Consider the following 26,796-nt stretch of genomic DNA (forward strand, 5'->3'; position numbering starts at 1 on the left):
CTCTGCCCCCTCCGACCAGTAAACTGACGGCGTTTTCTCACCTGACCGATACCGCCCGTCACGACCTTATGAAGATCCTCTTGATCGACGATTCCAGAGTCACGCGTTACGCCTTGCGCATCGAGCTGAAGAATTGCGGTATCGATGTCGATACCGCCGACTCCGCAGAGGCGGCACTGGAGATCCTCAAAAGCCGGGTTCCGGACGCGATCTTCATGGATCATATCATGCCGGGTTTGAACGGCCTGGAGGCCCTGGAGATCATCCGCGCCGATCCGCGCACGGCACATATACCGATCGTGCTCTGTACCTCGCAGGAGGACAGCGACTTCGCCGCGGCGGCCCGAAAGAAGGGCGTGCTCACCGTCCTGCCTAAATCGCTCGCCGCCGAGCGGCTCCCCGAGGTCATCGAGTGCGTGCGTGCGGCGATCGACAACCACACTCCGGTCGCGCCCACGCCCACACAGGCCCCGCAAGCCATCAAGCCCGTCGCCGCCCCCGCAATCCCGCCCCGCCCGCTGAGCGAGGTCGAGCTGGTCGCGTTGATCGACGAGCGACTGGAGGCGGGCATCAACAAACGCTTGACGATCCTCGTCGAGTCCCTGCGGCGCGATCTCACCGAAATCTCGATCGCCGAGGCGCGCCACCTGGTCGAGGCGCGACTCGCCGAGGAGCATGCCGCGAGCGCCGCCGCACCGCCCGGGGCCAGCCGGCAGGATCTCCGCGAGCTCGAGGAGCGCCTATTGCGCGAAATCCTCCCGGAGCTGATCGGGGATCGCGTCGCCGCATCGCTCGCGCGCCAGCGCCCCGAGATCGTCGAGGAGCTGAGACAATCGCTCCCTGCCATGACGGTGCGGCCGAGCGCAACGGACGACGGGGCCGACTCGGGCGAGCAGGCTCCTGGAGGGTCGCAAGCCGGATCGCACCGCAGCCTCTCCGACATGGAGGTCGTCGACGCCGCCAACCGCCTACGCGACATGGCCACGACAGCGCTGCAATCGCTGCGCGCGGCCATCAAGCGCCACGATCGCTGACCTTGCCCCCGTTGAATCGAACCCTCGGCGGCCGACGAATCAGCTGTGCGGCGGCTCGTCGCTGTCGTGCGGCTCCTCGTTCGACGTGCTGTCCTCCGAGCGATTCCGGTCCCGTCGGGCGGCGATGAATTGGGAGTAGACCAGCCAGGCTGCAAGCGCCATGAAGCCGTAAAACTCGATTGCCTTCAGTGAATTGCCGTCCATTCGAGGTCCTCCGTCGCGCGTGCCGCAAGCCGTTGGAGGTCGCAGGGATCGCGTCGCTGCAACCGTTGTTCACCGGAGATCCACCGCTCCCCGTCACCTCGCGTTCATCCGAGTCTTTTACTATGCTCAGACGACCGCCGAAGGACACAACGGAGCACCCTATGACGACGAGCAGCCTCTCCACGACCGAGATCGACGCCAATCCGCTGTCTCCCGAGCTTCTGACCAAGATCGATGCCTACTGGCGCGCCTGCAACTACCTCGCTGCAGGCATGATCTATCTGCGGGACAACCCACTGCTGCGCGAGCCTCTTGCCGAGAGCCATCTGAAGAAACGCCTGCTCGGTCATTGGGGTGCGAGCCCCGGCCTCTCCTTCATGTATGTCCATCTCAACCGCATCATCCGAGAGCATGCACAGGAGGCGATCTTCCTCGCCGGCCCCGGCCACGGTGCCCCGGGCGTACTCGCACCCGTCTATCTGGAGGGCACCTACTCCGAGATCTACCCCAACAAGAGCGAGGATGAAGAAGGCATGCGCGCCTTCTTCAAACAGTTCTCCTTCCCGGGCGGTATCGGCTCGCACTGCACGCCCGAGACGCCGGGATCCATCCACGAGGGCGGCGAGCTGGGTTACTCGATCTCGCACGCCTTCGGCGCCGCCTTCGACAATCCGGACCTCTTGGTCGTCGTGGCAGTCGGCGACGGCGAGGCGGAGACCGGCCCGCTTGCGACTTCCTGGCATTCAAGCAAATTTTTGAGCCCAATCCGCGACGGCGCGGTGCTGCCGATCCTCCATCTGAACGGCTACAAGATCAACAACCCGACCCTGCTCGCACGCATCCCGCGCGAGGAGCTCGCCGAGCTGATGCGCGGCTACGGCTGGACGCCCTACTTCGTCGAGGGCGACGACCCGGTGGTGATGCATCGGACGATGGCGGCCACCCTGGATGCCTGTCTCGCGCGGATCCGCGCCTTTCAGCAGGAGGCCCGTACGAGCGGCAAGGCGACGCGCTGCCATTGGCCGATGATCGTGCTGCGCACCCCCAAGGGTTGGACCGGCCCCGCGGAGGTCGACGGCAAGAAGGTGGAAGGCTTCTGGCGCGCCCATCAGGTGCCGCTGTCGGGCATGCACGAGAACCCCGCGCATCTCAAACAGCTCGAAGACTGGCTGCGCAGCTACAGACCCGAGGAGCTGTTCGACGACGCGGGCAGGCTGATCCCGGAGTTGCGCGCGCTCGCCCCGGTCGGCACCCTGCGCATGAGCGCCAATCCGCACGCGAACGGCGGTCTGCTGCGCCGGGCCCTGCGCATGCCGGATTTCCGCGAATACGCCCTGGCTGTCGCCGAGCCGGGGAAGCTCCGCGCCATGAACACCAAGCCGACGGGCGAGCTGCTGCGCGACGTCATGGCCAAGAACATGGACAACTTCCGGGTATTCGGCCCGGACGAGAACACCTCCAACAAGCTCGACGCCATCTACGAGGTCTCCAAGAAGCTCTGGCTCTGCGAATACAAAGAGGAAGACGCGCAAGGCGGCGAGCTCTCGCCCGACGGTCGTGTCCTCGAGATGCTCTCGGAGCACACCTTGGAGGGCTGGTACGAGGGCTATGTCCTGACCGGTCGGCACGGCTTCTTCGCGACCTACGAGGCCTTCGTCCATGTCATCGACAGCATGTACAACCAGCACGCCAAGTGGCTGGCGATCTGCGAGGAGATCCCGTGGCGGGCGCGCATCTCCTCTCTGAACCTCTTGATCACCTCAACCGTCTGGCGCCAGGACCACAACGGCTTCACCCATCAGGACCCGGGCTTTCTGGATGTCGTGGTCAACAAGAATCCGGAGGTCACGCGCATCTATCTGCCGCCGGACGTCAACACCCTGCTCTCGACGGTCGACCACTGCCTACAGAGCCGCGACGACATCAACGTGATCGTGGCCGACAAGCAGAACCATCTCCAGTATCTGGACATGGACGCCGCTATCAAGCACTGCACCAAGGGTATCGGCATCTGGGATTGGGCGAGCAATGACCAGGGTGTCGAGCCCGACGCCGTCATGGTCGGCTGCGGAGACATCCCGACGAAGGAGGCACTGGCCGCAACCGCACTGCTGCGCGAGCACTTCCCGGACATCCGCCTGCGCTTCATCAATGTCGTGGATCTTTTCAGGATGCAGCCCGCGGGAGAGCATCCTCACGGACTGAGCGATCACGACTTCGACAGCCTCTTCACGAAAGACCGGCCGGTGATCTTCAACTTCCACGGCTATCCCTGGCTGATCCATCGCCTCGCCTATCGCCGCACCAATCACAAGAACCTGCACGTGCGCGGCTACAAGGAAAAGGGCAATATCAACACGCCGCTGGAGCTGGCCATCGAGAACGAGATCGACCGCTTCAGCCTCGCGATCGACGTGATCAACCGGGTCTCGCGCCTGCAGGTCGCGGGCGCGCATGTGAAGGAAAAGCTGCGCGACATGCAGATCGACTGCAGGAACTACGCGCACGAGCACGGGATCGACAAGCCCGATGTCGATGACTGGATCTGGCCCTTCTGACATCCAACCGCTGCCCTGCCGACGAGACGCCACCATGAACACTGCAGTCGCCCCCGATACCGAGGCCCAGGCCGTAGCCCCCGAGCACACCCGCACGGGCATGTCGAAGGCGTCTCTGAAGCAGGCCTACATCGACAACCTCTTCTACATCCAAGGGCGTTTCCGCGAGGTCGCCACGCCGCACGATCTCTACATGGCCGCCGCCTTCACGGTGCGCGATCGTATGCTGGACCGCTGGGTGAAATCCGCCCAGGTCTACAAGACCTCCCATTCGCGCACCCTCTGTTATCTCTCGGCGGAGTATTTGCTCGGCCCGCATCTGGCCAACAATCTGGTGAATCTCGGGATCGCGGAGGTCGCCAAGCGCGCTGGCGAGGAGTTGGACCTCGACTTCAACGCCATCCTCGAGGAGGAGGAGGAGCCGGGTCTGGGCAACGGCGGACTGGGTCGGCTGGCCGCCTGCTATATGGATTCGCTGGCGACCGTCCAGATCCCGGCGATCGGCTACGGGATCCGCTACGAGTTCGGGATCTTCGACCAGATCATTCAGGACGGTTGGCAGGTCGAGCGCAGCGACACCTGGCTGCGCAACGGCAACCCCTGGGAGATCCCGCGGCCCAAGATCAGCTTCCCGGTCATGTACGGCGGCCACACGGAGCACTATCGCGATCATGCGGAACGCCCGCGGGTGCGCTGGGTTCCGGACATGGTCATCAGCGGCGTCGCCTTCGACACCCCCGTCCTGGGCTACGGGGTCGACAACGTCAATCTGCTGCGCCTGTGGAAGGCGGAGGCGCCCGAATCGTTCGACTTCCAGGTCTTCAATGTCGGGGACTATTACGGTGCGGTCCACGCCAAGATCGAGGCCGAGACCATCTCGAAGGTCCTCTACCCGAACGACGACCCCGAGGCAGGCAAGGAGCTGCGTCTCAAGCAACAATATTTCTTCGTGTCCTGCTCGATCCAGGACATGATCCGCCTGCATCTGAACACCGTCGGCCCCCTCGAGACCTTCCACGAGAAGTTCGTCGCCCAGCTCAACGACACCCATCCGGCGATCGCCGTGGCCGAGCTGATGCGTTTGCTCATGGACGATCACGAGATGCCCTGGGATACCGCCTGGGCCATCACCCGCGCGACCTTCTGCTACACCAACCACACCCTGCTGCCCGAGGCGCTGGAGACCTGGTCGGTCGGTCTCTTCGAGCGGTTGTTGCCGCGACACCTGGAGATCATCTACGAGATCAACCGGCGTTTTCTCGACGAGGTGCGCATGCGCTATCTCGGCGACGAGGAGCGTGTCGCGCGCATGTCGCTGATCGACGAGGCGGGTGGACGGCGGATCCGGATGGCCCACCTGGCCGTGGTCGGCGCTCGCGCGGTCAACGGGGTCGCTGCCCTGCATTCGGAGCTCATCAAGACGACGCTGCTCAAAGACTTCTATGAGATGGCGCCGGAGCGCTTTCACAATGTCACCAACGGTGTGACGCCGCGTCGCTTCATCGTGGTCAGCAACCCGCGTCTGGCAGGCCTGATCACCGAGATGTGCGGGAATGACCGCTGGATCCGGGATCTGGAGTGTCTGCGCGACCTCGAAACCCACGCCGACGACCCCGGACTCCAAGCGCGCTGGCGCGAGGTGAAGACCGCCGCCAAGAGCGACCTGGCGGTCTGGCTGAAACAACATGCCGGCGTGGTCCTCGATCCGCAGACGATGATGTTCGATATCCAGGCCAAGCGTCTGCACGAGTACAAGCGTCAGCACCTGAACGTTCTGCATATCATCCGCGTCTATCAGCGTCTGAAACAGAACCCGAATCTCGGCATGACCCCGCGCGCCTTCATCTTCGGCGGCAAGGCGGCCCCCGGCTATTACATGGCCAAGCTGATGATTAAGCTGATCAACTCGGTCGCCGAGGTCATCAACAACGACCCCCAGGTCAACGGTTACATCCGGGTTGCCTTCATGCCCGACTTCAATGTCAAGAACGGGCAACGGCTGTATCCCGCCGCGGATCTCTCCGAGCAGATCTCGCTCGCCGGCAAGGAGGCGTCGGGCACCGGCAATATGAAGTTCTCGATGAACGGCGCGCTCACGGTCGGCACGCTCGACGGCGCCAATATCGAGATCCGCGAGGAGGTCGGCGCGGAGAATTTCTTCCTGTTCGGCATGACCGCCGAGGAGGTCCGCCGCAAACAGACCGAGGGGTATCGGCCTTGGGACTATTACCACGGCGACCATGAGCTGAAATCGGACATTGACTTGATCACCTCCGGACTCTTCTCCCACGGCGATACGAGTCTCTTTCGCCCCTTGACGGATCACCTGATCAACAACGATCCCTTCATGGTGCTGGCCGACTATCGCGCCTATCTGGACTGCCAGGACAGGATCAGCGAGGTCTACGACCGGCCCGCGGAGTGGGACCGCATGTCGATCCTGAACGTCGCGCGGATGGGTAAGTTCTCCTCGGACCGATCCATCCGCGAGTACGCAGAGCGGATCTGGAGCATCGAGCCGAAGCCTATCGGGGTCTGATCGTTATCCTTCACGCTTGAGGGCGTGGCGCCGGATGCCAGATCGCCCCATTCGACCGAAACAGAGAATGCTTTTAATATCATGGCGTTCTGTATCGGGCAATCGGGCATCGAGGCGCTCTATTTTTGATCTCTCATTGATCCCGGACAAGAAAAAGTCGGAACAGCCGGATTCGCCGATAGTAATGATTCGGACACCTCCGCATACTGAAGCGGACACGCACAGCCCGAAATCAAGACCACGAGCCGAGATCATGGAGACTCTCAACAAGGTCGCCGACGTGCCGCATGGAACGCATTTCTGCACGACCGACGCCTCGCCGCGTCGCAGCCGGTCATCCCGATCGGCGCCGTCTTGCTCGGATCGGGCCCGTTTGCGCGGCGCGACGGCCGACATTCAGACTCCGCGGAGATCGCGCGATGCCCGACTGCCGAGCGGCGCTGCCGGCGCCGCCCGACAACACGTCCGTGATCGCCCCCGCCCCATCCCGACTCGCAGCCACCCCGGAACGCGCCGCAGCACACCGATTCCCGAAACGACGGCACCCCGCCGACATCGCTGCGGCTGCGCCGGATATGACCGCGCGCGAATCACTGCCGCACACCGCCCATAAGGGCACATGATCCGAAAGCCCAAGGATTCCAACCACCAACGAAGCAAGGAGGAAGGCGATGACCGCAACACCCAAGACACTTGTCGATATCACAGTCTTGATGGACGCACTCAACAACGAGCGGGAAACGGACAATCCATCGAACGCCATCCTCTCCCTCGCTGCCAAGGGACGTATTCAGGGCTATGTCTGCGCCGCAGCCATCGACCCGCTCCATACCGAGCTTGCACGCAACCTAGGCGCAGCGCAGGCGCGATCGGCGATTCAGCGCGTCTGTGCAATCTTGGCGGTCGCTCCGGTCGATGCCGCGGTGATCGACGGTGCGATGGGGCTCGGCTGGCGGTATCTCGATGATGCCCTCACCTTCGAGAGCGCACGCAGGATCGGTCTCGACTACCTCGTCACGCTCAACGGCGCCGATTTCGACCATCCGTCGGTCACCGTTCAGGCACCCGAGGAGTTCATCCAATCCATCGAGCGACGATCATAAGCCGGTCCAGTAAGCGAGGCCGGATCCCCGCAGCCGAGGGGACCGACGGCCTTCAATCCGAGCAGTCGCTTACCGCCAGCTCGCAGTCCGAGGAGCCGGTCTCGCAGAAGTCCAAGCAGGTGAAGAGCCGCCCTTCGAAGGCGGCATCGACTGCGACATGCCCGGATTCGGCACGCACCTCGAATCCGGGCTGCGTGGCCGGTTGGTGTTGCACGAGCGCAAGTCGATCGGCCGGGTAAGACACGTCCAAAACCACCTGCATGGGGTAGTAGCCATCGAGAAAGCGGCGCATATAAGGCCCGTTGCGCAGCCGGTAACGCCCGTCGCCGAGGGCTAACATAGCTCGGCTCTCGGCGCGGATACACAGCCTCGCACCGGGCGCGATGTCCGTGAGCTGGACCGACGGACCCTCTACCCAGGCACGCCCGATCCCCTGCGCACTGACCACCTCCAAGCCGCGGATCCGCTCGGCGCTGAAGAGGATCTGTGCCGCGCGGACCGCGTCGAGATTCTCGTGGCATTGGGTCAGCTCGATCCAGCCATCGCGCAGACTCTCTGCTCCGATGCGGATCCGATTGACGTGCCGATGAGTCTCGGCGGCACGCTCGGGCCCGACGAAGCGCAGCTCGCCGTCGCTGACCGCCGCGACACGGGCCTCGAGGTCCATCTCGGGCCAGTCCTCTTCATCCGGGAACCCGGCTTCGGCGAGCGCGGACGACGCCGCCAGCCCCCAAAGCAGGATCACGAAAGCGCAACGCAGCGGCACGGACGAACGCGCACGCTCGCGGATCCGTGAATCGACGATCGGGGTCATGGTCGGTGTCATGGCTCGCAACATGCTCGCTCCTCATCGCACAGGGACATCGAAATAGGTGTCGGGATAGGGCTCGTCGACCAGGGTGTAATGCCACCACTCCTCGGAGAGATCGCGAAAACCCTGCTCGCTCATCGAGGATTTCAGCAACCCCTTGACCACCAATTGAAAGAACGCCCTGCGCATTCAACCATCCTCCAGGATTGGATAAGACCCACGTGGCTCGGTCTATACTGCCGGAGCATGCCCCAACCTCCGGTAACGGCCTATGCCCCGTGCAACCTTGCTGCGACAACGCCTGCTGCTGCTCTTCCTGGGCGGGATGCTCCTGCTGTTCTCGCCGCTGGTCATGCAGTTCGAGACGCTCGGCCGCTGGCTCGGGGCGCCTGTACTCTTGATTTATCTCTTCGTGACCTGGGCGGCCCTGATCGCCATCGCGGCCTGGATCGTTTCGCGTACACGCGATTGAGCCGAGAGAGACCGACCAAGTGATCAACGGCCCACTTATCATCGGTATCTCGTTCGCCTACCTGGGGCTCCTCTTCGCGGTCGCCTACTGGGCCGATCGACGCGCCGAGCAGGGCCGTTCGGTCATCGCGCGCCCGACGATCTATGCCCTCTCGCTCGCCGTCTATTGCACCGCCTGGACCTTCTACGGCAGCGTCGGGCGCGCCACCGAGAATGGCCTGGGATTCCTGCCCATCTATCTGGGTCCCACCCTGATGACACTCCTTTGGGGCTCGTTGCTGCTCAAGATGGTGCGGGTGAGCAAGGCCGAGCGCATCACCTCCATCGCCGACTTCATCGCCTCGCGTTACGGCAAGAGTCAACTTCTCGGCGGCCTGGTGACCATCATCGCCGTGATCGGCGTGGTGCCCTATATCGCGCTGCAGCTCAAGGCGATCGCCTGGAGCTTCACCATCCTGTCGCATTATCCGGAGGTCCGAATGCCGGTGCACGGCAACGGGCCCTTTTGGGGCGACACCGCCTTCGTGGTCGCCCTGCTGCTCGCCGCCTTCACCATCCTGTTCGGCACCCGTCATCTGGATGCGAGCGAGCGCCACGAAGGGCTCGTCGCGGCCATCGCCTTCGAATCCATCGTCAAGCTCCTGGCCTTTCTCGCGATGGGTCTCTTCATCACCTTCGGACTTCTCGGACTCGGCGGACCGGCGTTGCCGCCAATCGAGGATAGCCCGCTGCTGCTTCCGTTGCTTGAGCCGAGTATCTCGCCCTTCGCCGACTGGTTCGCCATTTCACTCCTGGCCGGTCTGGCGGTCATGCTGCTGCCGCGCCAGTTCCAGGTCGCGGTCGTGGAGAACAGCGACGAGCGTCATCTGCGCCGCGCCATCTGGCTCTTTCCGCTCTATCTGCTGCTCATCAACCTCTTCGTGGTGCCGATCGCCATCGCGGGGCTCCTGACCTTTCCGGACGGGACGGTCAACGCCGACACCTTCATGCTGACTCTGCCGATCGTCTTCGAGCAGCCCTGGCTTGCGCTCCTGGTCTATATCGGCGGGCTCTCGGCGGCGACCGGGATGGTCATCGTCGAGACCATCGCACTCTCGACCATGGTCAGCAACGATCTGATCCTGCCCGCACTTCTACGACGCTGGCGCCGCCGTCCGCCGGCGGCGGACCTCGGGCGGCTGCTGCTCACCATTCGGCGCGGTGCCATCGTCGTCATTCTGCTGCTCGGTTTCCTCTACTACTGGCTCGCCGGCGAGGCCTATGCCTTGGTCGGCATCGGCCTGATCAGCTTCGTCGCCGTCGCCCAGTTCGCCCCCGCCGTGATTGGCGGACTCTACTGGCGCGGCGGGACACGCGAGGGCGCGCTTGCCGGCTTGTCGGCCGGCTTCCTAGTCTGGATCTACACACTCCTGCTGCCCTCATTCGCGAAGTCCGGTTGGCTCCCACGCGCCTTCATGGAATCGGGCCTCGGCGGGTTCGACCTCCTGGCCCCGATGGCGCTGTTCGGATTGAGCGGATGGAACGAGATTACGCATGGTCTCTTCTGGAGCCTGACCGCGAATATCGGCGCCTTTTTATTCGTCTCCTCGCTGCGCGCACCCAACGCCGCGGAGGCCTCCCAGGCCGGGATCTTCGTGGATGCCTCGCGGCGCACCGCGCTTGCGAGCGCACCGCTGTGGCGCGGCAGCGCCGAGATCGCGGAGTTGATGAGACTGGCCGAGCGCTTCCTCGGATCGGTACGCACCCGCGCGGCCTTCGTGCAGTACGCCCGATCGCGCGGAGTGGACTCGCCCGAGGCGCTTCCGGCCGATGCGGAGACCGTCTATTTCGCCGAGACACTCCTCTCCGGGGCGATCGGCGGCGCCTCGGCCCGGGTGATGGTCGCCTCGGTGACGGACGAGGAGCCGCTCGGGCTGGACGAGGTCCTGAACATCCTCGACGAGGCATCCCAGATCCGCGCCTACAGCCGCCAGCTCGAACAGAAGTCGCAGGCCCTGGAAGCCGCGACCGAGGAGCTGCGGGCCGCCAACATCAGGCTCCAGGATCTAGACCGCATGAAGGACGATTTCATCTCCTCGGTCACCCACGAGCTGCGCACCCCGCTCTCCTCCATCCGCGCCTTCTCCGAGATCCTCTTCGACGACCCCGACATCGATTTCGAGCAACGCCGACGCTTTCTCGGCATCCTGGTCAGCGAGACCGAGCGGCTCTCGCGCCTGGTCAATCAGGTGCTCGATCTGGCCAAGATCGAGTCCGGGCATGCCGATTGGCGCACCGAGGTGGTGGAGCTTCAGACGGTCATCCACCAAGCCGTGTCGGCCACCGAGCAATATGTCGAGGAGCGCGGCTGCCGCGTCCATCTCGATCTGCCCGACGAGTCAGCCATGGTCTGGGGCGACCGCGACCGCATCGTGCAGGTCTTGGTGAACCTACTGTCCAACGCCGCCAAATTCGCCCCGACCGGATCGGGCGAGGTCTGGATCCGACTCTCACCCGCCGACGCGGTTTGGCGGGTCTGTGTCGAGGACAACGGCTACGGCATTCCCGAGAGCGACCTGGAGCTCGTCTTCGAGAAGTTCCATCAGACCGCCCGCGGCGGTGCCAAACCCGGCGGGACCGGACTGGGTTTGCCCATCAGCCGTCGAATCATCGACAATCTGGGCGGGCGCATCTGGGCGGAAAGCACGCCCGGAAAAGGTGCTACCCTTTGCTTCGAGCTGCCCGCCCATCCGGGGAACCCAACGGACCGAAGGCCTGATCATGAGCCCAACCATGAATAAGCGGATCCTGATCGTCGACGACGAGCCCAACATCGTCATCTCGCTCGAATTTCTGATGATGCGCGAGGGACACGAGGTGCGCGTGGCGCGCGACGGCGAGGCCGGTCTGGCCGCCGTGCGGACGCATCGCCCGGACCTGGTGGTGCTCGATGTCATGATGCCCAAGCTCGACGGCTTCGCCGTGCTCGAAGCGGTGCGCGCCGATCCGGGACTGGCCGGCACCCGCATCCTGATGCTGACCGCGAAAGGGCGCGAGGCCGAGCAGAACAAGGGCCTCGCGCTCGGCGCGGACGCCTATATGTCCAAACCCTTCTCGACCCGCGACCTGGTCGACAAGGTCAAGGAACTGCTCGATCGCACCTGACGCCGACGGAGCAACAGCATGCCCGAGACCGACCATCCGGTAAGCGAAACCTCGGATCTCCTGGCCGCGGGGGGAACCGACCAGGGTCTTCTGCGCAGTTTGGCAAGGCGCGAGCCGTTGGTCGTCGGACCGTCGACCAGCCTGCGCGAGACCCTCTATCATTTCAGTCAGGATCATCTGGACGCCGCCGTCGTCTGCGATCCCGCGAGCGGCCTGCCGCTGGGCCTGATCCGCCTGCGCGACATGCTGCATGTGATCGGATTCGAGGGCGGCGAGCTCGACGACCCTGTCGCCATCCACATGATCGGCGCTCCACTCACGCTCACCGCGGATGCACCCGCGCACCGCGCACGGGTCATGATGGCCAAGCGCGGTGTCGAACACCTGCTCCTGACCGAGCATGACGGGCGTCTCTTCGGGCTGGTCAACCAGGCCGACCTGCTGGGGCTTCGCGCCGGCGGTGCGGAGGTCCTGATCGCGGGCATCAAGGCCGCTCGCGACGTCGAGGCCATGGCGCTGGCCGCCGATCGGGTGCGGCGGCGCGGCGCGGAGCTCTTCCACTCCGGCATGGGCGTGGAGACACTCTGCTACTGGATGTCCGGTCTCAACGACCTGATCGCCATGCGGGTCATCGAGCTGATCGAGGACGAGTTCGATCTCCCCGCCGTGCCTTGGTGCTGGATGGCCTTCGGATCCGAAGGTCGCTTGGAGCAGACCTTCTCGACCGATCAGGACAACGGCCTGCTGTTCGTACCGCCGGACCCCGAGAGCACCGAGTCGGTCCGCGAGGCATTCCTGCCCTTCGCCCAAGCCGTCAACCAGGCACTGCATTTCTGCGGCTTCGAGCGCTGCCGCGGCAACATCATGGCCGGTAACCCGCAGTGGTGCCTCAGCGCCGATGAATGGCGCAAGGGTTTTAGAGACTGGATGCAGAATCCCCAGCCCGAGGCCCTGCTCAACGCCGTCATCTTCTTCGACTTTCGCCCGGTTTACGGCAGCGACGAGCCGGTCGACCGTCTGCGCGACTGGCTGAGCCGAACCGCACCGGAGCAGACGCGCTTCTTCCACTGTCTCGCCGAGCAGGCACTCGGTGTCGCCCCGCCGCTCGGCTGGGCCGGGCAATTCGCGTTCGATCGCAACCGGGACTTCCCGCACACCATCGACCTCAAGACCCAGGGCGCGCGCTTCTTCATGGACGCCGGCCGGCTCTGGGCGCTCAAGCATGGCATCTGGGCAACCAGCACCGCCGAGCGTCTGCGCCTCGCCGGTGCGGCAAAGCGACGCGACCCGGAAGAGGTCGCCGCCGAGATCGAGTCCTTCCACCTCATCCAGCGGTTTCGCATCCACCAACAGCTCACCACCAAAGACCCGGACGCCGTCAATCGCGTCGACCCCGACGACCTCAACGAGCTGCACCGATTGATGTTGAAAGAGGCGTTCAAGCAGGCGAAAAAGCTCCAGGCGAGGCTGAAACAGGAGTTCGCCCCGTAGGTTGTGCTGACAATAGGAAGCACAACTTGCGCCGACTGTGAACGATCGGGTGCAGGATCTGCACCGCCGGTGAGTTGTGCCTCGCTCCCGCTCGGCACAACCTACGGGATGAGGCTAGCGCTCGGCACAACCGGGAAGAGGGTTGCTGCGAGGACGACGGCAACAAGCAGGAGGACCGTCTCGGTTATCTCGACGAGCGCACCGGCGGTATCTCCGGTGAATCCGGCGATGCGGCGCATCATGGTTCGGCGGGACAGCCCAAAGACCGCAAGGCTGATGGCGCAGAGCGCGAGCCCGATCCAGCCAGCGATCAAGATGCAGACGACCACGGCGATCAGCGTTGCCGCCCAAGCCGCGCGACGCGGCAATCGAGCCACCTGCTCGGAGGCCATCCCACGATCACGGGCATAGGGTGTGGTCAGCATCAGGAGCGGCAACTGCGCCCTTGCCAGCAGTGGAATCAGGATCAAGAGCCAGGCGGAATCGCTTGCGATCAGGGCCTGAAGTCCGGCCCATTTTGCAATCAGGACGAGCCCGATCGCGGTGACCGCCGCCGGTCCGCTGCGCGGATCCTTCATGATCTCCAGGGTCCGCTCGCGGCTCGCGATCCCGCCGACCCAGGCGTCCGCGCTGTCGGCCAGACCGTCCAAATGCAGCGCCCCGGTGGACCAGACCCAGAGGATCAGGACCAAGGCCGCTGCGACGCCCGGATCCACAGAAGCGAGCGCGGTCCCGGCCAAGGCAATCAACACGCCCAACAGCAAACCGATCGCGGGATACCAAGGCACCGACAAGCCCAGGAGTCCGGGCTCGATCTCGCGCGGCTCGGGAAACGGCAGACGCGACAGGAGGCGTCCGGCAAGCCAAAGCGGCCGCAGGTCCACTCAGGGAGACCCGTGGCGCATGAGACTGGGTCGCCCGGGTGGCTCCGGCACGCGCAGGCGTGACAGACAGGCCGGCGGGACCTCGATCAGAAGCGATGCCTCGGGCGGCATCCGCAGCACCTCGGCGAGGAGGACCCGGATTACGCCGCCGTGGGTCACGGCCAGAGTGAAGTGCTTGCCCTCGTCGCACACCTGACCCCAGGCCGCCATGACCCGCTCGCGAAAGACCTGGAACGGCTCGCCGTCGGGCGGCGCGTAGCCGACCGGATCATCCCAAAACCGGGTCAGCTCCTCGGCCGGGATCTGATGTGCAGCCAGCCCCTCCCAGGCACCGAAACCGCGCTCCCGTAGGCCGGGCAGGATTGAAAGGGGGAGTTTGTTGCTCTCGGCGAGGCGGCGCGCAAAGGCGCTGCAACGCAGCGATGGCGAGCAGACGACCCGCGTCCAATCCGAATTCACGGCAGTCGCACGTGTCATCTGATCCCAGCCTTCAGCACTCAGCGGGTCGTCGTGTCCACCCCGAAACCGCGCCCCGCCCTGCGCCTCGCCGTGGCGCAGCAGATCCACGAAGCGATCCTGCATCAGGCTTCGCTCACCCCGGCCTCGCCGAAGGTCGCCATCTGCTGGTGCAGCATACAGGCCAGCCGCAACAGGGGCACGGCGACGGCCGCGCCGCTGGCTTCACCGAGGCGCAGACCCAGATCGAGCAGCGGGTCGGCAGCCAGCGCGGTCATAATGCGGCGATGTCCGGGTTCCGCGGAGCCGTGCGAGAACAACAGCCAATTGCGAACCTCGGGCTGCAGGCGCACGGCGGCGAGCGCAGATGCACTCACGATGAAGCCGTCGACCAACACCGGGAGTCCGCGCTGGGCGGCCGTGATGAAGGCACCGGTCATGGCGGCAAGCTCGAAACCGGACAGGCGAGCCAGCAGCTCCAGCGGCGTTCGATCGGAGGTGACGTGCCGTGCCAGCGCCTTGGTGATGACCTCGGCCTTGCGCGCGACCCCCGGCTGATCCAGTCCGGTGCCGGGGCCGACGAGCGCACCCGCCGGAAGATCCAGCAGAGCGCAGGCCAGGGCCGTGGCAGGCGTGGTGTTGGCGATGCCCATCTCGCCGCAGATCAGTAACCGCGCCCCGCTGTCGACGGCACGCTCGGCTGCGGCGCGACCCGCATTCATGGCTGCGGCGAGCTGCTCGTCGGTCATGGCCGGCTCGCGAGCGATGTTGCCGGTTCCCGGGCCGATGCGCTCGGAACGCACGTTCTGAATCGGGCCCGGATCCTCGACCGTACCGAGATCCGTGATCTCCATGCGCGCATCCAATGCTCGGGCGAGCACCGAAACGGCAGCACCGCCCCCGGCGATGTTGCGCACCATCTGGTTGGTCACGGCCTGCGGGAAGACCGAGACGCCCTCGGCCGCGACCCCGTGATCGGCTGCGAACAGCAAGATCTGCACGGGATCGGGCGACGGGGTCGGGGTGCCCTGCAATCCGGCAAGCCGAATCGCGATCTCTTCGAGTCGGCCCAGAGAGCCGCGTGGTTTGGTGAGCTGATCCTGCCGGCGCCGCGCCGCATCGGCGGCCATGGCATCGATCGGCAGACAGGGTTGGTTGATCCAGCGTAGACCTTCGATCATGCCGGTCCTCCCTTGAGCACGAGCGGCAGACCGGCGACGGTCAGGATGACCTGATCGCAGCCTGCAGCCAAGTCCTGATGCAGCACACCGGCCAGATCACAGAACCGACGCGTGAGCTCGCCCAGCGGTATCACGCCCATGCTCGTCTCGTTGCCGACCATAATGAGACGCCCAGGCGCCTCCGCGACAACCTCGAGCAGAGCCCGGGTCTGATCGTGCAGACCCGATTCATCCATTTTCATAAGCCAATTCGTCAACCAGAGTGTAAGACAGTCGACCAGGATGCAACGATCGGGCGCGGACTCGCGCGCCAGCACCTCGGCCAACAAGAGCGGTTCTTCGATGAGAACCCAGTCGCGCGGGCGACGTTCGCGATGCCCGGCAATCCGCCGGGTCATCTCGGCGTCCCCCGCGTGTGCGGTCGCCACATAGACGACCGGAAGTGCGCTTTCGATGGCCAGACGCTCGGCCAGTCGACTCTTGCCCGAGCGCACCCCGCCGAGGATCAGGGTGCGTCCGCCCCCGTCGGAGCGGGGACGGAGCGGATCATCCATGCTCAGAGCTCGACCCCTTTCTGCGCCATGATGCCGGCATCGAAGGCATGCTTGAGCGGGCGCATCTCGGTGACGGTGTCGGCGATCTCGATCAACTCCGCGGGCGCCGCACGGCCGGTGACGACCGCATGCTGATGGATGGGACGGTTCTGCAAGGCATCGAGAACCACATCGAGGGGAACCAGGCGGAGCTTGAGTGCGATGTTGAGCTCGTCCATCACCACCATGCCGAAGGCCGGATCGGCGAGGAAGGCGGCCGCTTTCTCCCAGGCCGCCATCGCCGCGCGCCGATCCGCCTCGGCGTCCTGCGTCTCCCAGGTGAAGCCCTCGCCCATCACGTGATACTCGAGCTCGGGAAAGCGCCTGAAGAAGGCCTCCTCGCCGGTCGCAAAGCTACCCTTGATGAACTGGACGACGGCGACCTTCATGCCGTGGCCCATCGCACGGGCGACCATCCCGAAGGCCGAGGAGCTCTTGCCCTTGCCGTTGCCGGTGTTGACGACCAGGACACCGCAGTCCTGGTCGGCCCGCGCGATACGGGCATCCACGAGCTCCTTCTGGCGCTGCATGCGCCGGCGATGGCGCTCCTGTGCGCTGTCGTCGGTCATTGCGGGCGGGCACGCTCGGAACGCGTCCCCGGCAGGGCGCGCGCCAGGGTCAGATGGACGACCGCGGCCAGACCCACATAGACCATGAGGTGCAGCAGGGTCGCCGGCATGTAGGTCGCGAAGCGCCCGAGCAGCTCGACCGCGCTCAGGTCGGCAAAACGACCGGAGAAGAGATAGAAGCCGCCGCTGGCGAAGACCTCGGACAGGACACCGCCCGCGAGCAGCACGCCGAACAGCAAGGGCAGGCTGTCCTTGGTCATTTCGAGACGACCGGCGGACCAGCGACCCATCCCCCAGACCACGCCGTAGGCCGGAACCAGCATCCAATAGGCCGGGGTCATGCAGTAGCCGCTCACGCCGCCCCAGCCGATGGCGGTCAGGTCGATGACGGTCGCCAGGCCGAAGAGGGCCGGAAAGCCCCAGATCGAGCGCAGATACAAACCGGCCAGGAAGAAGACGGCCAGCGAGGCATCCGGAAGATGGTGCGCCAGCGGGGCGAACTGTTGGCCGCGCGTCGCCGCCATGAGGGCGGCCAAGGCAAGGCCGATCAGGATACGGCTGCGAGAGTCGGTGATGGGGGTCATGAGGTCGGTCTCCTGGTCGCGTCGCCGGGGCGACAATGTGGTGAAAAGCAAGTGTCGTGTGGCCATTGTAGGTGGTCGCACGGGGTGTCGAAAGCGGTTGGGTTATGGGAAGCATCCTGCCGCCTGCCGCCTGCCTTCATCCACCCATTCGCTGGTGGCCAGCGGCCGGCGGCAATCTCAAGGCTCGTATCTCAAGGTCAGGTAAAACGCCCTCCCCGGCTGGTTGAACAGATACGCGGTCTGGTAGTCCTCGTCGAGTGCGTTCTCGAGCCGCCCCTGAATCGACACCGCAGGGGTAATGGCATACTCGGCGCGCAGACCCAGGAGGGTATAGCCGTCCAAGCGCTCGCTGTTGGCCAGGTCGTCGAAGGTCCGCCCGGCGACATACAGGCTCAGACCGGCCGACCAGCGCTCGAATCGGCGGTCCAGATCAAGCTGGACCATCTGCTCGGGGCGTCGCGGCAACAGGTTACCCTGATTCGGGCCGCTCGAACGGTTTTCGGGATCCAGCAGCGTGAGACTCGCGCCGAGGTCCCAATCCTGGATCCGCAGCGTCCCGGACGCCTCGAAGCCGCGGATGCGGGCCGAGGCGATGTTGGCCGGGGCATAGGTGACCGAATCGAAGGCGATCAGGTCGTCGATGTCGGTCTCGTAGAGACTCAGCTCCCAGCGGCCCAGCGGCAACACGCCGGTCAGGCCCAGCTCCAGGCTGGCGGATTCCTCCGGGGATAGATTCGGGTTGCCGAACCCCGGATAGTAAAGATCGTTGAAGGTCGGTGCCTTGAAGGCGGTGCCGTAGGACATGGATACGCGAATCCCCTGATCGAACAGGTACCCCCAGGCCGCGTTGCCGGTGGTCTGTCCGCCGAATTGCTCGTAGTCGTCGTATCTGACGCTTGCGGCAATCTCGTTCGCGCCGATGGAGCCGAGATACTGTCCGTAGACACCCGTATTGCTGCGCGAATCGTCCGTGTAGTCCACGGTGCCCGAGATCCGGTCGACCTGGTAGTCCAGACCCAAGGTGAAGAGCTGGTCCGGGATCAAGGCGAGATCGTTCTGGATACCGAAGCTGTCGCGCTCGGTCTCGAAGCTGTCGACGAAACGCTCGGGGACAAAGGTATCCGCGTAAAACGCCCGATAGCTGTCCTGACTGCGACCGGCCGAGAGGATCAGAGTCCAGGGCTCGAGCGGACGCAAGGTACCTTCCACACCCAGCACCTGCTGATCGGAGCGCGAGAGGTTGCCCGAAAAGACGGAGCCGTCGAAATCGGTACGATTGTCGGAGGTGAGAAGACTGACATCGACCTTGGCCTTGTCGCTGAATTCATAGCCGGCGCGCGCGCTCAGGCCCAGGTTACGGTAGCCGTCGCGATCCGGCTCGTCCACACCGCAGCCGGCGAACGGGAAGGCACGGCCGTCGCAGGCATTGATCCCGTCGGTGTACTCCAGGTTGGCGCCGAGGTCGAACCAAGCGTGCTCGCCGCCGCCCGAGACCCCGCCCGCGACACTCGCGGTGTCGAAGCTCCCTGCGCCCACGCTGAAGCGCGGCCGCAACGGACCGCCGCCTCGGCGCGTGAAGATCTGGATCACGCCGCCGATCGCCTCGGAGCCGTAGAGGCTCGAGCGCGGACCGCGCACAACCTCGATGCGCTCGATCTGAGCGATCGGCAGATCCTGCAAGGGTGCGGTCCCGAGGGTTGCCGAGCCGACCTTCACGCCGTCGATCAGGACCAGGACATGGCCCGCATTGGTGCCGCGCAGAAAGAGCGACGCGGGCTGCCCGGCCCCACCGCTGCCCGAAACGGAGACACCGGGCAGACCGCGCAGGGCATCCGGAACCGAGCGAAACTGGCGCCGCTCGATCTCCGCGCGATCGATCACGCTCACGGAGGCGAGGGTTTGGTCTTCGGTTTCCGGCGTTCGCGTCGCCGTAACCACCAAAGGATCCAGAGTGACGGTCTGAGTGTCCGCGAGGACCGGCAGACCGAACGGCAGCGACACAGCCGCCGCCAGAAGAGGGAATCTCATCGACAAACTCCGACAGAGGCCCGAGCGCACCCGCATGGGCCAGCAGAAGAAGGGGTCGAGAGATGGAGAACGGACGAGAGCGGAGCCGCAAACACACGACGGGGCCGGCATCCCGGCCGGTCGCCCCGCGCGACCCCGGTTCGAGGCTCCGCCCGAGGGTCTCGCATCCGGCGACGGCCGACGGATCGACCCTTGCGCACACGCGATTCACAGCGAAACGGTCCCCGATCATCCGGCCGGTCTCCGGGCTTACGAGCGGGGGCGAACCCCGGACGCGGCGCCTTCCCGTGATGACTCACAGTGGCATCTCGCCGCGTCTTGACTCGTCTACCGTTGCGGGGGCAGCGTCGGCTTTGCGGCTCCCGAAGGAACCGCGCACCGACTTCCCGTTTAACCCCGAAGGTGAATGCCTTCGAGGCACCGGACAATCAACGCGGCACTGTAGGGTTTCCGCAGTCGCCGCGTCAATGTGTCGACACGCAGGCCGAACCCAAAGTCTGACCTGGATCAATGGATAGGCTGGGCTCGGAGGCGATTGCTCGGCATCCGCGCCGAACTCCCGGGCCGCACCCGGTGCCGGCAGAATCCCTTCTCCCGCGATCTGATGTTGCTCCCGGGCACTCGAGGCGGTCAGGCGCCGAAGACGGTTCCGATCAAGTAAGCGGTATAGCCGACGTAGCAGGCGAGGAGCAGCAATCCCTCGATGCGATTGATTCGACCCGGCCCGCGGAACCCGTAGCCGATCACGAACAAGGACAGCGTCAGCAGGCCCATCACCATCATGTCCCGGGTGATGACCTCCGGCGGCACCAGCATCGGATGGATGGCACCCGCGATCCCGACCACGGCGAGCGTATTGAAGAGATTCGACCCGATGATGTTGCCCAAGGCGAGATCATGCTCGCCCTTGCGTGCGGCGATGATCGAGGAGGCCAGCTCCGGGAGCGAGGTGCCCACCGCAACGATCGTCAGACCGATGATGAGGTCGCTCACGCCCAAGGCATGGGCGATCTCGACCGAGCCCCAGACCAGCATACGCGAGCTGATGATCAAGAAGACCAGACCGACGCCCAGCCAGAGCAGGGCGCGGCGCAGCGGCATCCGCGCGTTATCGAGCTCCTGCGCGACCTCCCCGGCCAAGGCATCCGAGCGTTCTCGCAGACCTTGCCAGATGGTCCAACCCACCAACGCAGCAAAAACACCCAGAAATGTCCAGGCGTCCATCCGCGTCAGCTCGCCGTCCAACAGCATAACCACGGCGAAAACGGTGACCCCCGCGAGGATCGGCAGCTCTTTGCGAAGCACGCTGGAGTGAACCGCGATGGGGCTGATGATCGCGGTGAGACCCAGGATCAGCGCAATGTTGGTGATGTTCGACCCATAGGCGTTGCCGAGCGCAAGCCCCGGGTTGCCCTGAAAGGCCGCAATCGCCGAGACCACCATTTCCGGGGCCGAGGTCCCGAAACCGATGATGACCATGCCGATCAACAAGGGCGGCATCCCGAGATGCTTCGCGGTCACCGCGGCACCTTCGACGAAGCGATCGGCACTCCATAACAGCAGCGCCAGACCGAGGAGAACCGAGAGCGATGCTAGGACCATGGGACGCTTGACGCCTCGAAAATGCGATGTGGGGGTGCAAAGGCTGCGGAGTCTACAACGCGGACGCAGGCATGCGAAGCACCTAAGCATGACGGCGCGCGCGATACCGGAAAAAGTCGATGGACCCGACGTCCGCTGCCTCGCGGCCTGATCTCAATCGCTCGTCGACCACCGTAACCGACACCCCAACTGCCCGGAATAAGCTCGACGTGCAGACAGATTGCGTCGGAGATACCTGACCTGCCATCGACTCCGATGCCGCGACGCCGGACACGCAAGGGACAAAGCGACTAATATGATAGTGGTCGTCGATTCGTCGCTCGAGAGACCACGACTCGCCCGAGGAAGCAGGAGAACGGACATGGACAAGAGCATCTGGTTTTGGCTGATCGTCGGCGGGGTGTTCGCGCTCGCCATCCTCAAGACCCACGCCGAGCACCGCGCCTACGCGGCCGCGAAGGAGACCTATCGGGCAGCCCTTGCGGCCTTGGCCGATGACCCGGCCAACACCGCCCTGCGCCGGGATGCCCTGCACAAGGGCCGGATTCTCGCCGCTGCCGGGCGGCGCCTCAACGCCAGAGCGAAGACACCGCGCGTCAGCGTCCATGACGAGCTCGCCATCCGCAACGACCTCGACGCCATCCACGCGGGCGTTCCGACCGCACCCGCCGGCATCGCCGAAGGGCTCGCCAGGCTCGCTGCTCTGCAACGCGAGGGCGTTCTGACCCCGGCTGAATTCACCCAACTCAAGCATCGGATGACACGTCGGCCGACCGGCGTCGAGGACCTGATCCGCCTCCTGCGGGGACTCAAGGCTCTCGAGCGCGAGGGCGTCCTCACCGAGGGCGAGTTCGAGATCAAGAAGTGGGATATCCTCTCGAAGCGGATGCGTGACGACTGATCCATTCACCCGACCCCGTCGATACCCGCCCTCCTTAGCTTGAGCGCCCTCGCAACCGCAAGGTTGCACGCGGCTTGCGCTGCACACTCCGGATGGTTACCCTGCGCGCATTTTCGTAATCCCGCAGTAACTGCATGGTCGTTTTACCCGAGGGCGCCGACCGATCTGCAGCCCGAATCGCTCGGCCAACGTCGATGCAGGACCGCATCGGCCCCGCGCGCGATGCGCAGCGCACACCCGAAGACGCCTCGGTACACGCGGCCACCTTGCTCACCGCCGATTCTCGGCGCCCCTTGTCTCCCGACACCTGCTCCCCGCTTCCGAGCAATCATCCGCCGGGCTATGCACATGCCGGAGCCATTCGGCTCCATTCCGACCGGTGCCGCCGCGTGCACCGAATCCTCCTTCGCCGAGGGACATCCCGTTGAAAATACTCCCCAAGCACTCGCTCAAGGCGTGGGTTGAACGCCTGCGTGCAACCCACCGTGTCGTGGCGCCTCGCGAGACCTACGGTCAGTACATCTTCGAAGAGATCGAGAATGCGGACGACCTGGTTCTCGACTACCACACCAGCGTCCTCCCGCCCAAAAAGTACCTCCTGCCGCCGCGCGAGGACCTTTTTGCCTTCAACGCCAAGACGATGGAGATGTCGCCGCTGATCGAAGAGATCCAGCCCACGGTGATCATGGCCCTGCACACCTGCGACCTGCACGCCATCACCCTCCTGGACAAGATCCAGGGCACCGGCCACACCGACCAGCATTATCAAGCACGTCGGCGCAAGACGACCCTGGTCAGCATCGAATGCCTGAAACCCTGCATGGACCACGCCTTCTGCAAGAGCATGGGCACGCTTGCCGTACCCGAGGGCTTCGATGTTCACCTCACCGATCTGGGCGATCGTTATGCAGTGGACATCGGCTCGGAGCAGGGCGAGCAGTTGATCGAGGGGCTCAGTCTGTTCTGGGAGCCCGTCGAGGCCGACTACGACCGAGTGAACCAGGTGATGGCCGGGAAATGGCCGAACTTCGACTATCGCCTGGACTGCGACGTGACGGATCTCCCGGATCTGCTTGCGGCCAGCCAGGACAGCGCGCTCTGGGACGAGGTCGGGGACACCTGCCTCGCCTGCGGTCAGTGCACGAAGGTTTGCCCGACCTGTTACTGCTTCGATGTGCTGGACGAGATCGATCTTAAGTTGGAGCACGGCAAACGCATCCGTGTCTGGGATTCCTGCCTGATCGAGAAGTTCGCCGTGGTCGCCGGCGGACACAACTTCCGCAGCTCCCAAGCGCGACGACTGCGCCATCGCTTCCTGCGCAAAGGCAAGTATCAATTCGAGTCGTACGGTCTGCTCGGATGCGTCGGGTGCGGACGCTGCGCACTCTCCTGCCCGGCCCACATCACGCCGATCGGCCTGCTCAACACCCTGGCCGAGCGCCGCCGGCCCGCCACCGAGGAGGCATCGTCGCGGTCATGACCACACTCCTGCGCGAAACACTCACCCATTCGTCCATCTACATGCCGACCCCGGCACGCATCGTCGAGGTCGAGCAGTTCACCGAGGTGGAGAAGTGGTTCCATCTCGAGCTGCCGAGCGGCTTCACCATCGACCACAAGCCGGGGCAGTTCGTCGAGGTTTCGATCCTGGGGATCGGCGAGGCGCCGATCAGCATCTGCTCCTCGCCCGCGCGCAGCAACGGCTCTTTCGAGCTGTGCGTACGTCGGGTCGGGAAGCTGACCGATGCGCTGCATCGGCTGGACGTCGGCAGCATGATCGCCGTCCGCGGACCTTTCGGGCACGGATTCCCGATCGACCGCTTCCACGGGAAGGACATCATCTTCATCGCCGGCGGGCTCGGGCTCGCACCGCTGCGCTCCCTGATCACCGAGGTGCTGGACGAGCGCGGCAAGTACGGGCGCGTCGCACTGCTCTACGGGGCGCGCACGCCGAACGACTTTCTGTTCCCGGCCGACCTGGCGGCCTGGGCGGACCGCGAGGATGTCGAGTGTCATGTGACGGTGGATCGTCCGACCGAGGGATGGGACGGCCCGGTCGGCGTCATCACCACCCTGCTGCCGAAGGTGAAGTTCCCGGCGCGCAATACGGTCGTCGCGATCGTGGGGCCGCCGGTCATGTACCGCTTCGTCCTCGACGAGCTGCTCGCCGCCGGGATCGCCGAGGGCAATATCTGGCTGAGCTTCGAGCGGCAGATGAAATGCGGGGTCGGCAAATGCGGACATTGTCAGATGCATCACATCTACACCTGCCAGCAAGGCCCCGTCTTGTCGTACGCCGAGGTCAAGAACCTCGAGGAGGCGTTGTCATGAAGCCGAAGGTCGCCTTTTTCGAGTTCACGAGCTGCGAAGGCTGCCAGCTCACCGTCCTCGACACCCTGCAACGCCATCCCGAGCTTCTCGAGGTGATCGAGATCGTCCAGTTCCGCGAGGCGATGACCGAGCGCAGCGACGACTATCAGATCGCCTTCATCGAGGGCTCCTGTACGCGACCGTCCGACGAGGAGAAGATCCGCGAGATCCGCACGCAGGCGCAGATCGTGATCGCGGTCGGCGCCTGTGCACACCTGGGCGGCATCAACGCCATCCGCAATCGCATGCCGTTGGACGATGTGCGCGAGTACGTCTACGGCGACAAGAAGGACTGGTTCGAGACCTACCCGGCACGTCCGCTGAGCGCCGTGATCAAGGTCGACGCCGTGATCCCGGGCTGCCCGATCGACCGCGACGAATTCGCCATGGCGGTCACGCATCTGTTGCAGGGCCGCATGCCGGCGATCCCCGATTACCCGCTCTGCATCGAGTGCAAGCTCACCGAGAACGTCTGCATGTTCCTGCGCGGACAGACCTGTCTCGGGCCCATCACGCGTGCCGGCTGCGACGCCATCTGCCCGTCCTGCGGGCAAGGCTGCGAGGGCTGTCGCGGGCTCGTCCCCTCGCCCAACTTGGGATCGATCAAAGAGGCGCTTCGCGAGCGCGGAATGACCGAAGAGCAGATCGATGCCCGGTTGTCGCTGTTCCTCACCTATCAAACCATGCAAATGGATGGAGTGACGCCGGCATGAGTACCCTGAAGGTCGATGTTCATCATGTCACGCGCGTCGAAGGGCACGGCAATATCGTCGTCGATGTCGAGAACGGCGAGCTGACCCAGTGCGATCTGCAGATCGTCGAAACACCGCGCTTCTTCGAGGCGATATTGCGCGGTCGCGCCTACGACGAGGCATCCCACATCACCTCGCGCATCTGCGGGATTTGCGCGGTGGGGCACGCGACGGCCTCCCTGCGTGCGACCGAGCAGGCGCTCGGGGTCACGCCCAGCCTGCAGACGACCCTGCTGCGCAAGCTGAACTTTCACGGCGAGATCCTCGACAGCCATGTTCTGCATATCTACATGCTGGTGGCGCCCGACTATCTCGGCCTCGGCAGCGTGATCCCGCTTGCCAAGAGCGCGCCGGATCTCGTCCTGCGCGCATTGCGCATGAAGCAGCTTGCCGGCGATCTCTGCGCAACCCTCTGCGGACGCCATACCCATCCCATCTCCATGACGGTCGGCGGATTCACGCAGTTCCCCAAGCCCGCGGATCTGCGCGCCCTGCGCGAGCGCCTGGTCGCCTCGCGTGCGGACTGCGACGCGACGATCCAGCTGTTGCAGGGCCTGGAGTTCCCGGCGTTCGAGCGCGACACCGAATACGTCGCCCTGCATCGGGACGACGAGTACTGCTTCATCGACGGGTCCATCGCAAGCAGCGACGGCGGGATCCGGCCGCTCGCCGATTATCGCGAGGTGACCAACGAGACCATCGTCCCGCATTCGTCCGCCAAGCACGCCCGCCATCAACGCGAGTCGTACCTGGTCGGGGCGCTCGCGCGCTTCAACATCAATTACGATCGGCTGCACCCCCGCGCGCAGGCCGCGGCCGAGGCACTCGGCCTCCGACCCAAGACGATCAATCCCTATCTGAATGCCGCGGCCCAGGCGGTGGAGGTCGTCCATTGCACAGAGGATGCGATCCTGCTGATCGACCAGCTGCTCGAGCACGGCATCCGGCATGAAGAGCCGGCCGCGCCCACGCGCATGTCGGGCGAAGGTGTCGGCGCCGCCGACGTGCCGCGCGGGACACTCTTCCATCACTACAAGATCGAGGACGGGACGATCGTCGGGGCGAACTGCATCATCCCGACCGGGCAGAACCTGGCGAACATCGAGCTGGACATGCGCGCGCTCGTCCCCGGGATCCTCGACCGGACGCAGCAGGAGATCACTTTGGCGCTGGAGATGCTGGTGCGCGCGTACGACCCCTGCATCTCATGCTCGACGCACATGCTCGACGTCAAGTTCGTTTAAACCGCGTCGTCGAGTGACATGCATTGACCGGAGCCAGCTCGCGGACGCACGGGGACAAACGAACGCCGGAGTCGACGCGGTTTAAAAGTGATGGATTTTTTTGCTGAACCGCGTCATTGCGAGGGTACAGGGAATTCGTTTAACGACGCCGTCCGCCGAAAGGCGATTCCGGCTTCGGGTACGGTCTAAACAATTATCCCGGAGCGCTTCATGGCAGTATTGATCCTACCCAGCCCGACGGCCTGTTCATGACACCGCTCCTGCGGTGTCACGTCGC

The 26,796-nt window shown here is 64.8% G+C and carries 25 protein-coding genes and 1 riboswitch; of the genes, 13 read left to right on the top strand and 12 right to left on the bottom strand.

Annotated elements, in window-relative coordinates; translation table 11 throughout:
* Positions 1 to 68 precede the first annotated feature (68 nt).
* Positions 69 to 1,034 (top strand): response regulator, encoded by a 966-nt coding sequence (locus BLV04_RS03355; RefSeq protein ID WP_093028148.1) that lies wholly within the window; start codon positions 69 to 71, stop codon positions 1,032 to 1,034.
* A 39-nt stretch (positions 1,035 to 1,073) separates the two neighbouring features.
* On the opposite strand, the gene BLV04_RS24785 is transcribed toward BLV04_RS03355, so the two are convergent.
* Positions 1,074 to 1,238: a hypothetical protein gene (locus BLV04_RS24785; protein WP_175534474.1), complete on the bottom strand. Its 165-nt coding sequence runs from the start codon at positions 1,236 to 1,238 to the stop codon at positions 1,074 to 1,076.
* Between the two features lie 161 nt (positions 1,239 to 1,399).
* On the opposite strand from BLV04_RS24785, the gene BLV04_RS03360 reads away from it, so the two are divergent.
* Both BLV04_RS03360 and BLV04_RS03365 read left to right on the top strand, forming a co-directional pair.
* The gene (locus tag BLV04_RS03360; protein WP_093028150.1) at positions 1,400 to 3,796 is read left to right on the top strand and encodes a phosphoketolase family protein; all 2,397 of its coding nucleotides are present in this window, start codon (positions 1,400 to 1,402) and stop codon (positions 3,794 to 3,796) included.
* Between the two features lie 34 nt (positions 3,797 to 3,830).
* Positions 3,831 to 6,335, top strand: a complete 2,505-nt coding sequence (locus BLV04_RS03365; protein WP_093028152.1) for a glycogen/starch/alpha-glucan phosphorylase — start codon at positions 3,831 to 3,833, stop codon at positions 6,333 to 6,335.
* A gap of 3 nt (positions 6,336 to 6,338) precedes the next feature.
* Here BLV04_RS03365 and BLV04_RS24790 read toward each other — a convergent pair whose 3' ends face one another.
* Positions 6,339 to 6,731, bottom strand: a complete 393-nt coding sequence (locus tag BLV04_RS24790; RefSeq protein WP_175534475.1) for a hypothetical protein — start codon at positions 6,729 to 6,731, stop codon at positions 6,339 to 6,341.
* 275 nt (positions 6,732 to 7,006) lie between these two features.
* Here BLV04_RS24790 and BLV04_RS03370 point away from each other — a divergent pair, with 275 nt between their 5' ends.
* On the top strand, positions 7,007 to 7,438 hold the full coding sequence (locus BLV04_RS03370; protein ID WP_093028154.1) for a PIN domain-containing protein: 432 nt from the start codon (positions 7,007 to 7,009) through the stop codon (positions 7,436 to 7,438).
* Between the two features lie 52 nt (positions 7,439 to 7,490).
* Here the strand turns inward: BLV04_RS03370 and BLV04_RS03375 are convergent, their stop codons facing one another.
* Together BLV04_RS03375 and BLV04_RS03380 are read right to left on the bottom strand one after the other, a co-directional pair.
* The gene (locus tag BLV04_RS03375; RefSeq protein WP_093028156.1) at positions 7,491 to 8,276 is read right to left on the bottom strand and encodes a hypothetical protein; all 786 of its coding nucleotides are present in this window, start codon (positions 8,274 to 8,276) and stop codon (positions 7,491 to 7,493) included.
* 9 nt (positions 8,277 to 8,285) lie between these two features.
* Positions 8,286 to 8,438 carry a M15 family metallopeptidase gene (locus BLV04_RS03380; protein WP_139191852.1) on the bottom strand — a complete coding sequence of 51 codons (153 nt, stop codon included), beginning with the start codon at positions 8,436 to 8,438 and terminating at the stop codon, positions 8,286 to 8,288.
* A gap of 82 nt (positions 8,439 to 8,520) precedes the next feature.
* Between BLV04_RS03380 and BLV04_RS03385 the strand changes: the two genes are divergently transcribed.
* Genes BLV04_RS03385 through BLV04_RS03400 form a run of 4 tightly spaced genes read left to right on the top strand, consistent with a single transcriptional unit; the run spans position 8,521 to position 13,355 of the window.
* The gene (locus BLV04_RS03385; protein WP_093028158.1) at positions 8,521 to 8,721 is read left to right on the top strand and encodes a hypothetical protein; all 201 of its coding nucleotides are present in this window, start codon (positions 8,521 to 8,523) and stop codon (positions 8,719 to 8,721) included.
* Between the two features lie 19 nt (positions 8,722 to 8,740).
* A complete protein-coding gene (locus BLV04_RS03390) occupies positions 8,741 to 11,500 on the top strand; it encodes a sensor histidine kinase (RefSeq protein WP_093028160.1) in 2,760 nt (919 codons plus the stop codon).
* Positions 11,493 to 11,864, top strand: a complete 372-nt coding sequence (locus tag BLV04_RS03395; RefSeq protein WP_093028162.1) for a response regulator transcription factor — start codon at positions 11,493 to 11,495, stop codon at positions 11,862 to 11,864. The genes BLV04_RS03390 and BLV04_RS03395 overlap by 8 nt, the downstream gene beginning before the upstream one ends.
* A gap of 18 nt (positions 11,865 to 11,882) precedes the next feature.
* Positions 11,883 to 13,355 (top strand): DUF294 nucleotidyltransferase-like domain-containing protein, encoded by a 1,473-nt coding sequence (locus BLV04_RS03400; protein WP_093028164.1) that lies wholly within the window; start codon positions 11,883 to 11,885, stop codon positions 13,353 to 13,355.
* A 101-nt stretch (positions 13,356 to 13,456) separates the two neighbouring features.
* Here the strand turns inward: BLV04_RS03400 and BLV04_RS03405 are convergent, their stop codons facing one another.
* The 8 genes from BLV04_RS03405 to BLV04_RS03440 all read right to left on the bottom strand — a co-directional run bounded on the left by BLV04_RS03405 (position 13,457) and on the right by BLV04_RS03440 (position 21,252).
* A complete protein-coding gene (locus tag BLV04_RS03405) occupies positions 13,457 to 14,239 on the bottom strand; it encodes an adenosylcobinamide-GDP ribazoletransferase (protein ID WP_093028166.1) in 783 nt (260 codons plus the stop codon).
* On the bottom strand, positions 14,240 to 14,821 hold the full coding sequence (locus BLV04_RS03410) for a histidine phosphatase family protein (RefSeq protein WP_093028168.1): 582 nt from the start codon (positions 14,819 to 14,821) through the stop codon (positions 14,240 to 14,242). It lies immediately after the preceding gene.
* A complete protein-coding gene (gene cobT / locus BLV04_RS03415; RefSeq protein ID WP_093028170.1) occupies positions 14,821 to 15,876 on the bottom strand; it encodes a nicotinate-nucleotide--dimethylbenzimidazole phosphoribosyltransferase in 1,056 nt (351 codons plus the stop codon). Before cobT ends, BLV04_RS03410 begins: the two co-directional genes overlap by 1 nt.
* Complete coding sequence (gene cobU, locus BLV04_RS03420) at positions 15,873 to 16,430, bottom strand: bifunctional adenosylcobinamide kinase/adenosylcobinamide-phosphate guanylyltransferase (protein ID WP_093028172.1); 558 nt, start codon at positions 16,428 to 16,430, stop codon at positions 15,873 to 15,875. The genes cobT and cobU overlap by 4 nt, the downstream gene beginning before the upstream one ends.
* A gap of 2 nt (positions 16,431 to 16,432) precedes the next feature.
* Positions 16,433 to 17,038, bottom strand: a complete 606-nt coding sequence (gene cobO, locus BLV04_RS03425; RefSeq protein WP_093028174.1) for a cob(I)yrinic acid a,c-diamide adenosyltransferase — start codon at positions 17,036 to 17,038, stop codon at positions 16,433 to 16,435.
* Positions 17,035 to 17,622, bottom strand: a complete 588-nt coding sequence (locus BLV04_RS03430) for a hypothetical protein (RefSeq protein WP_093028426.1) — start codon at positions 17,620 to 17,622, stop codon at positions 17,035 to 17,037. The genes cobO and BLV04_RS03430 overlap by 4 nt, the downstream gene beginning before the upstream one ends.
* Positions 17,623 to 17,799: 177 nt before the next feature.
* A complete protein-coding gene (gene btuB, locus BLV04_RS03435; RefSeq protein ID WP_093028176.1) occupies positions 17,800 to 19,650 on the bottom strand; it encodes a TonB-dependent vitamin B12 receptor in 1,851 nt (616 codons plus the stop codon).
* Positions 19,651 to 19,867: 217 nt separating this feature from the next.
* A riboswitch (cobalamin riboswitch) is annotated at positions 19,868 to 20,090 on the bottom strand.
* A 190-nt stretch (positions 20,091 to 20,280) separates the two neighbouring features.
* Complete coding sequence (locus BLV04_RS03440; RefSeq protein ID WP_093028178.1) at positions 20,281 to 21,252, bottom strand: calcium/sodium antiporter; 972 nt, start codon at positions 21,250 to 21,252, stop codon at positions 20,281 to 20,283.
* Positions 21,253 to 21,613: 361 nt separating this feature from the next.
* On the opposite strand from BLV04_RS03440, the gene BLV04_RS03445 reads away from it, so the two are divergent.
* The 5 genes from BLV04_RS03445 (at position 21,614) to BLV04_RS03465 (ending at position 26,519) form a co-directional block, all read left to right on the top strand.
* The gene (locus BLV04_RS03445) at positions 21,614 to 22,153 is read left to right on the top strand and encodes a hypothetical protein (RefSeq protein ID WP_093028180.1); all 540 of its coding nucleotides are present in this window, start codon (positions 21,614 to 21,616) and stop codon (positions 22,151 to 22,153) included.
* Positions 22,154 to 22,577: 424 nt separating this feature from the next.
* Complete coding sequence (locus tag BLV04_RS03450; protein ID WP_139191853.1) at positions 22,578 to 23,633, top strand: 4Fe-4S dicluster domain-containing protein; 1,056 nt, start codon at positions 22,578 to 22,580, stop codon at positions 23,631 to 23,633.
* A complete protein-coding gene (locus BLV04_RS03455) occupies positions 23,630 to 24,484 on the top strand; it encodes an FAD/NAD(P)-binding protein (protein WP_093028184.1) in 855 nt (284 codons plus the stop codon). The genes BLV04_RS03450 and BLV04_RS03455 overlap by 4 nt, the downstream gene beginning before the upstream one ends.
* On the top strand, positions 24,481 to 25,236 hold the full coding sequence (locus BLV04_RS03460) for an NADH-quinone oxidoreductase subunit B family protein (protein ID WP_093028186.1): 756 nt from the start codon (positions 24,481 to 24,483) through the stop codon (positions 25,234 to 25,236). Before BLV04_RS03455 ends, BLV04_RS03460 begins: the two co-directional genes overlap by 4 nt.
* Positions 25,233 to 26,519, top strand: coding sequence for a Ni/Fe hydrogenase subunit alpha (locus BLV04_RS03465; RefSeq protein WP_093028188.1), 1,287 nt, complete (start codon positions 25,233 to 25,235; stop codon positions 26,517 to 26,519). Before BLV04_RS03460 ends, BLV04_RS03465 begins: the two co-directional genes overlap by 4 nt.
* Positions 26,520 to 26,796 lie beyond the last annotated feature (277 nt).

Source organism: Thiocapsa roseopersicina (assembly GCF_900106925.1).
Lineage (GTDB): Bacteria > Pseudomonadota > Gammaproteobacteria > Chromatiales > Chromatiaceae > Thiocapsa > Thiocapsa roseopersicina.

Coding starts and splice junctions, on each gene's coding strand:
- BLV04_RS03445 (WP_093028180.1), top strand. CDS start 21,614: ATGGACAAGAGCATCTGGTTTTGGCTGATCGTCGGCGGGGTGTTCGCG.
- BLV04_RS03360 (WP_093028150.1), top strand. CDS start 1,400: ATGACGACGAGCAGCCTCTCCACGACCGAGATCGACGCCAATCCGCTG.
- BLV04_RS24785 (WP_175534474.1), bottom strand. CDS start 1,238: ATGGACGGCAATTCACTGAAGGCAATCGAGTTTTACGGCTTCATGGCG.
- BLV04_RS24790 (WP_175534475.1), bottom strand. CDS start 6,731: ATGTCGGCCGTCGCGCCGCGCAAACGGGCCCGATCCGAGCAAGACGGC.
- cobT (WP_093028170.1), bottom strand. CDS start 15,876: ATGATCGAAGGTCTACGCTGGATCAACCAACCCTGTCTGCCGATCGAT.
- cobU (WP_093028172.1), bottom strand. CDS start 16,430: ATGGATGATCCGCTCCGTCCCCGCTCCGACGGGGGCGGACGCACCCTG.
- BLV04_RS03430 (WP_093028426.1), bottom strand. CDS start 17,622: ATGACCCCCATCACCGACTCTCGCAGCCGTATCCTGATCGGCCTTGCC.
- cobO (WP_093028174.1), bottom strand. CDS start 17,038: ATGACCGACGACAGCGCACAGGAGCGCCATCGCCGGCGCATGCAGCGC.
- BLV04_RS03395 (WP_093028162.1), top strand. CDS start 11,493: ATGAATAAGCGGATCCTGATCGTCGACGACGAGCCCAACATCGTCATC.
- BLV04_RS03410 (WP_093028168.1), bottom strand. CDS start 14,821: ATGCAGGATCGCTTCGTGGATCTGCTGCGCCACGGCGAGGCGCAGGGC.
- BLV04_RS03460 (WP_093028186.1), top strand. CDS start 24,481: ATGAAGCCGAAGGTCGCCTTTTTCGAGTTCACGAGCTGCGAAGGCTGC.
- BLV04_RS03355 (WP_093028148.1), top strand. CDS start 69: ATGAAGATCCTCTTGATCGACGATTCCAGAGTCACGCGTTACGCCTTG.
- BLV04_RS03400 (WP_093028164.1), top strand. CDS start 11,883: ATGCCCGAGACCGACCATCCGGTAAGCGAAACCTCGGATCTCCTGGCC.
- BLV04_RS03440 (WP_093028178.1), bottom strand. CDS start 21,252: ATGGTCCTAGCATCGCTCTCGGTTCTCCTCGGTCTGGCGCTGCTGTTA.
- btuB (WP_093028176.1), bottom strand. CDS start 19,650: ATGAGATTCCCTCTTCTGGCGGCGGCTGTGTCGCTGCCGTTCGGTCTG.
- BLV04_RS03385 (WP_093028158.1), top strand. CDS start 8,521: ATGCCCCGTGCAACCTTGCTGCGACAACGCCTGCTGCTGCTCTTCCTG.
- BLV04_RS03365 (WP_093028152.1), top strand. CDS start 3,831: ATGAACACTGCAGTCGCCCCCGATACCGAGGCCCAGGCCGTAGCCCCC.
- BLV04_RS03375 (WP_093028156.1), bottom strand. CDS start 8,276: ATGTTGCGAGCCATGACACCGACCATGACCCCGATCGTCGATTCACGG.
- BLV04_RS03465 (WP_093028188.1), top strand. CDS start 25,233: ATGAGTACCCTGAAGGTCGATGTTCATCATGTCACGCGCGTCGAAGGG.
- BLV04_RS03370 (WP_093028154.1), top strand. CDS start 7,007: ATGACCGCAACACCCAAGACACTTGTCGATATCACAGTCTTGATGGAC.
- BLV04_RS03455 (WP_093028184.1), top strand. CDS start 23,630: ATGACCACACTCCTGCGCGAAACACTCACCCATTCGTCCATCTACATG.
- BLV04_RS03380 (WP_139191852.1), bottom strand. CDS start 8,438: ATGCGCAGGGCGTTCTTTCAATTGGTGGTCAAGGGGTTGCTGAAATCC.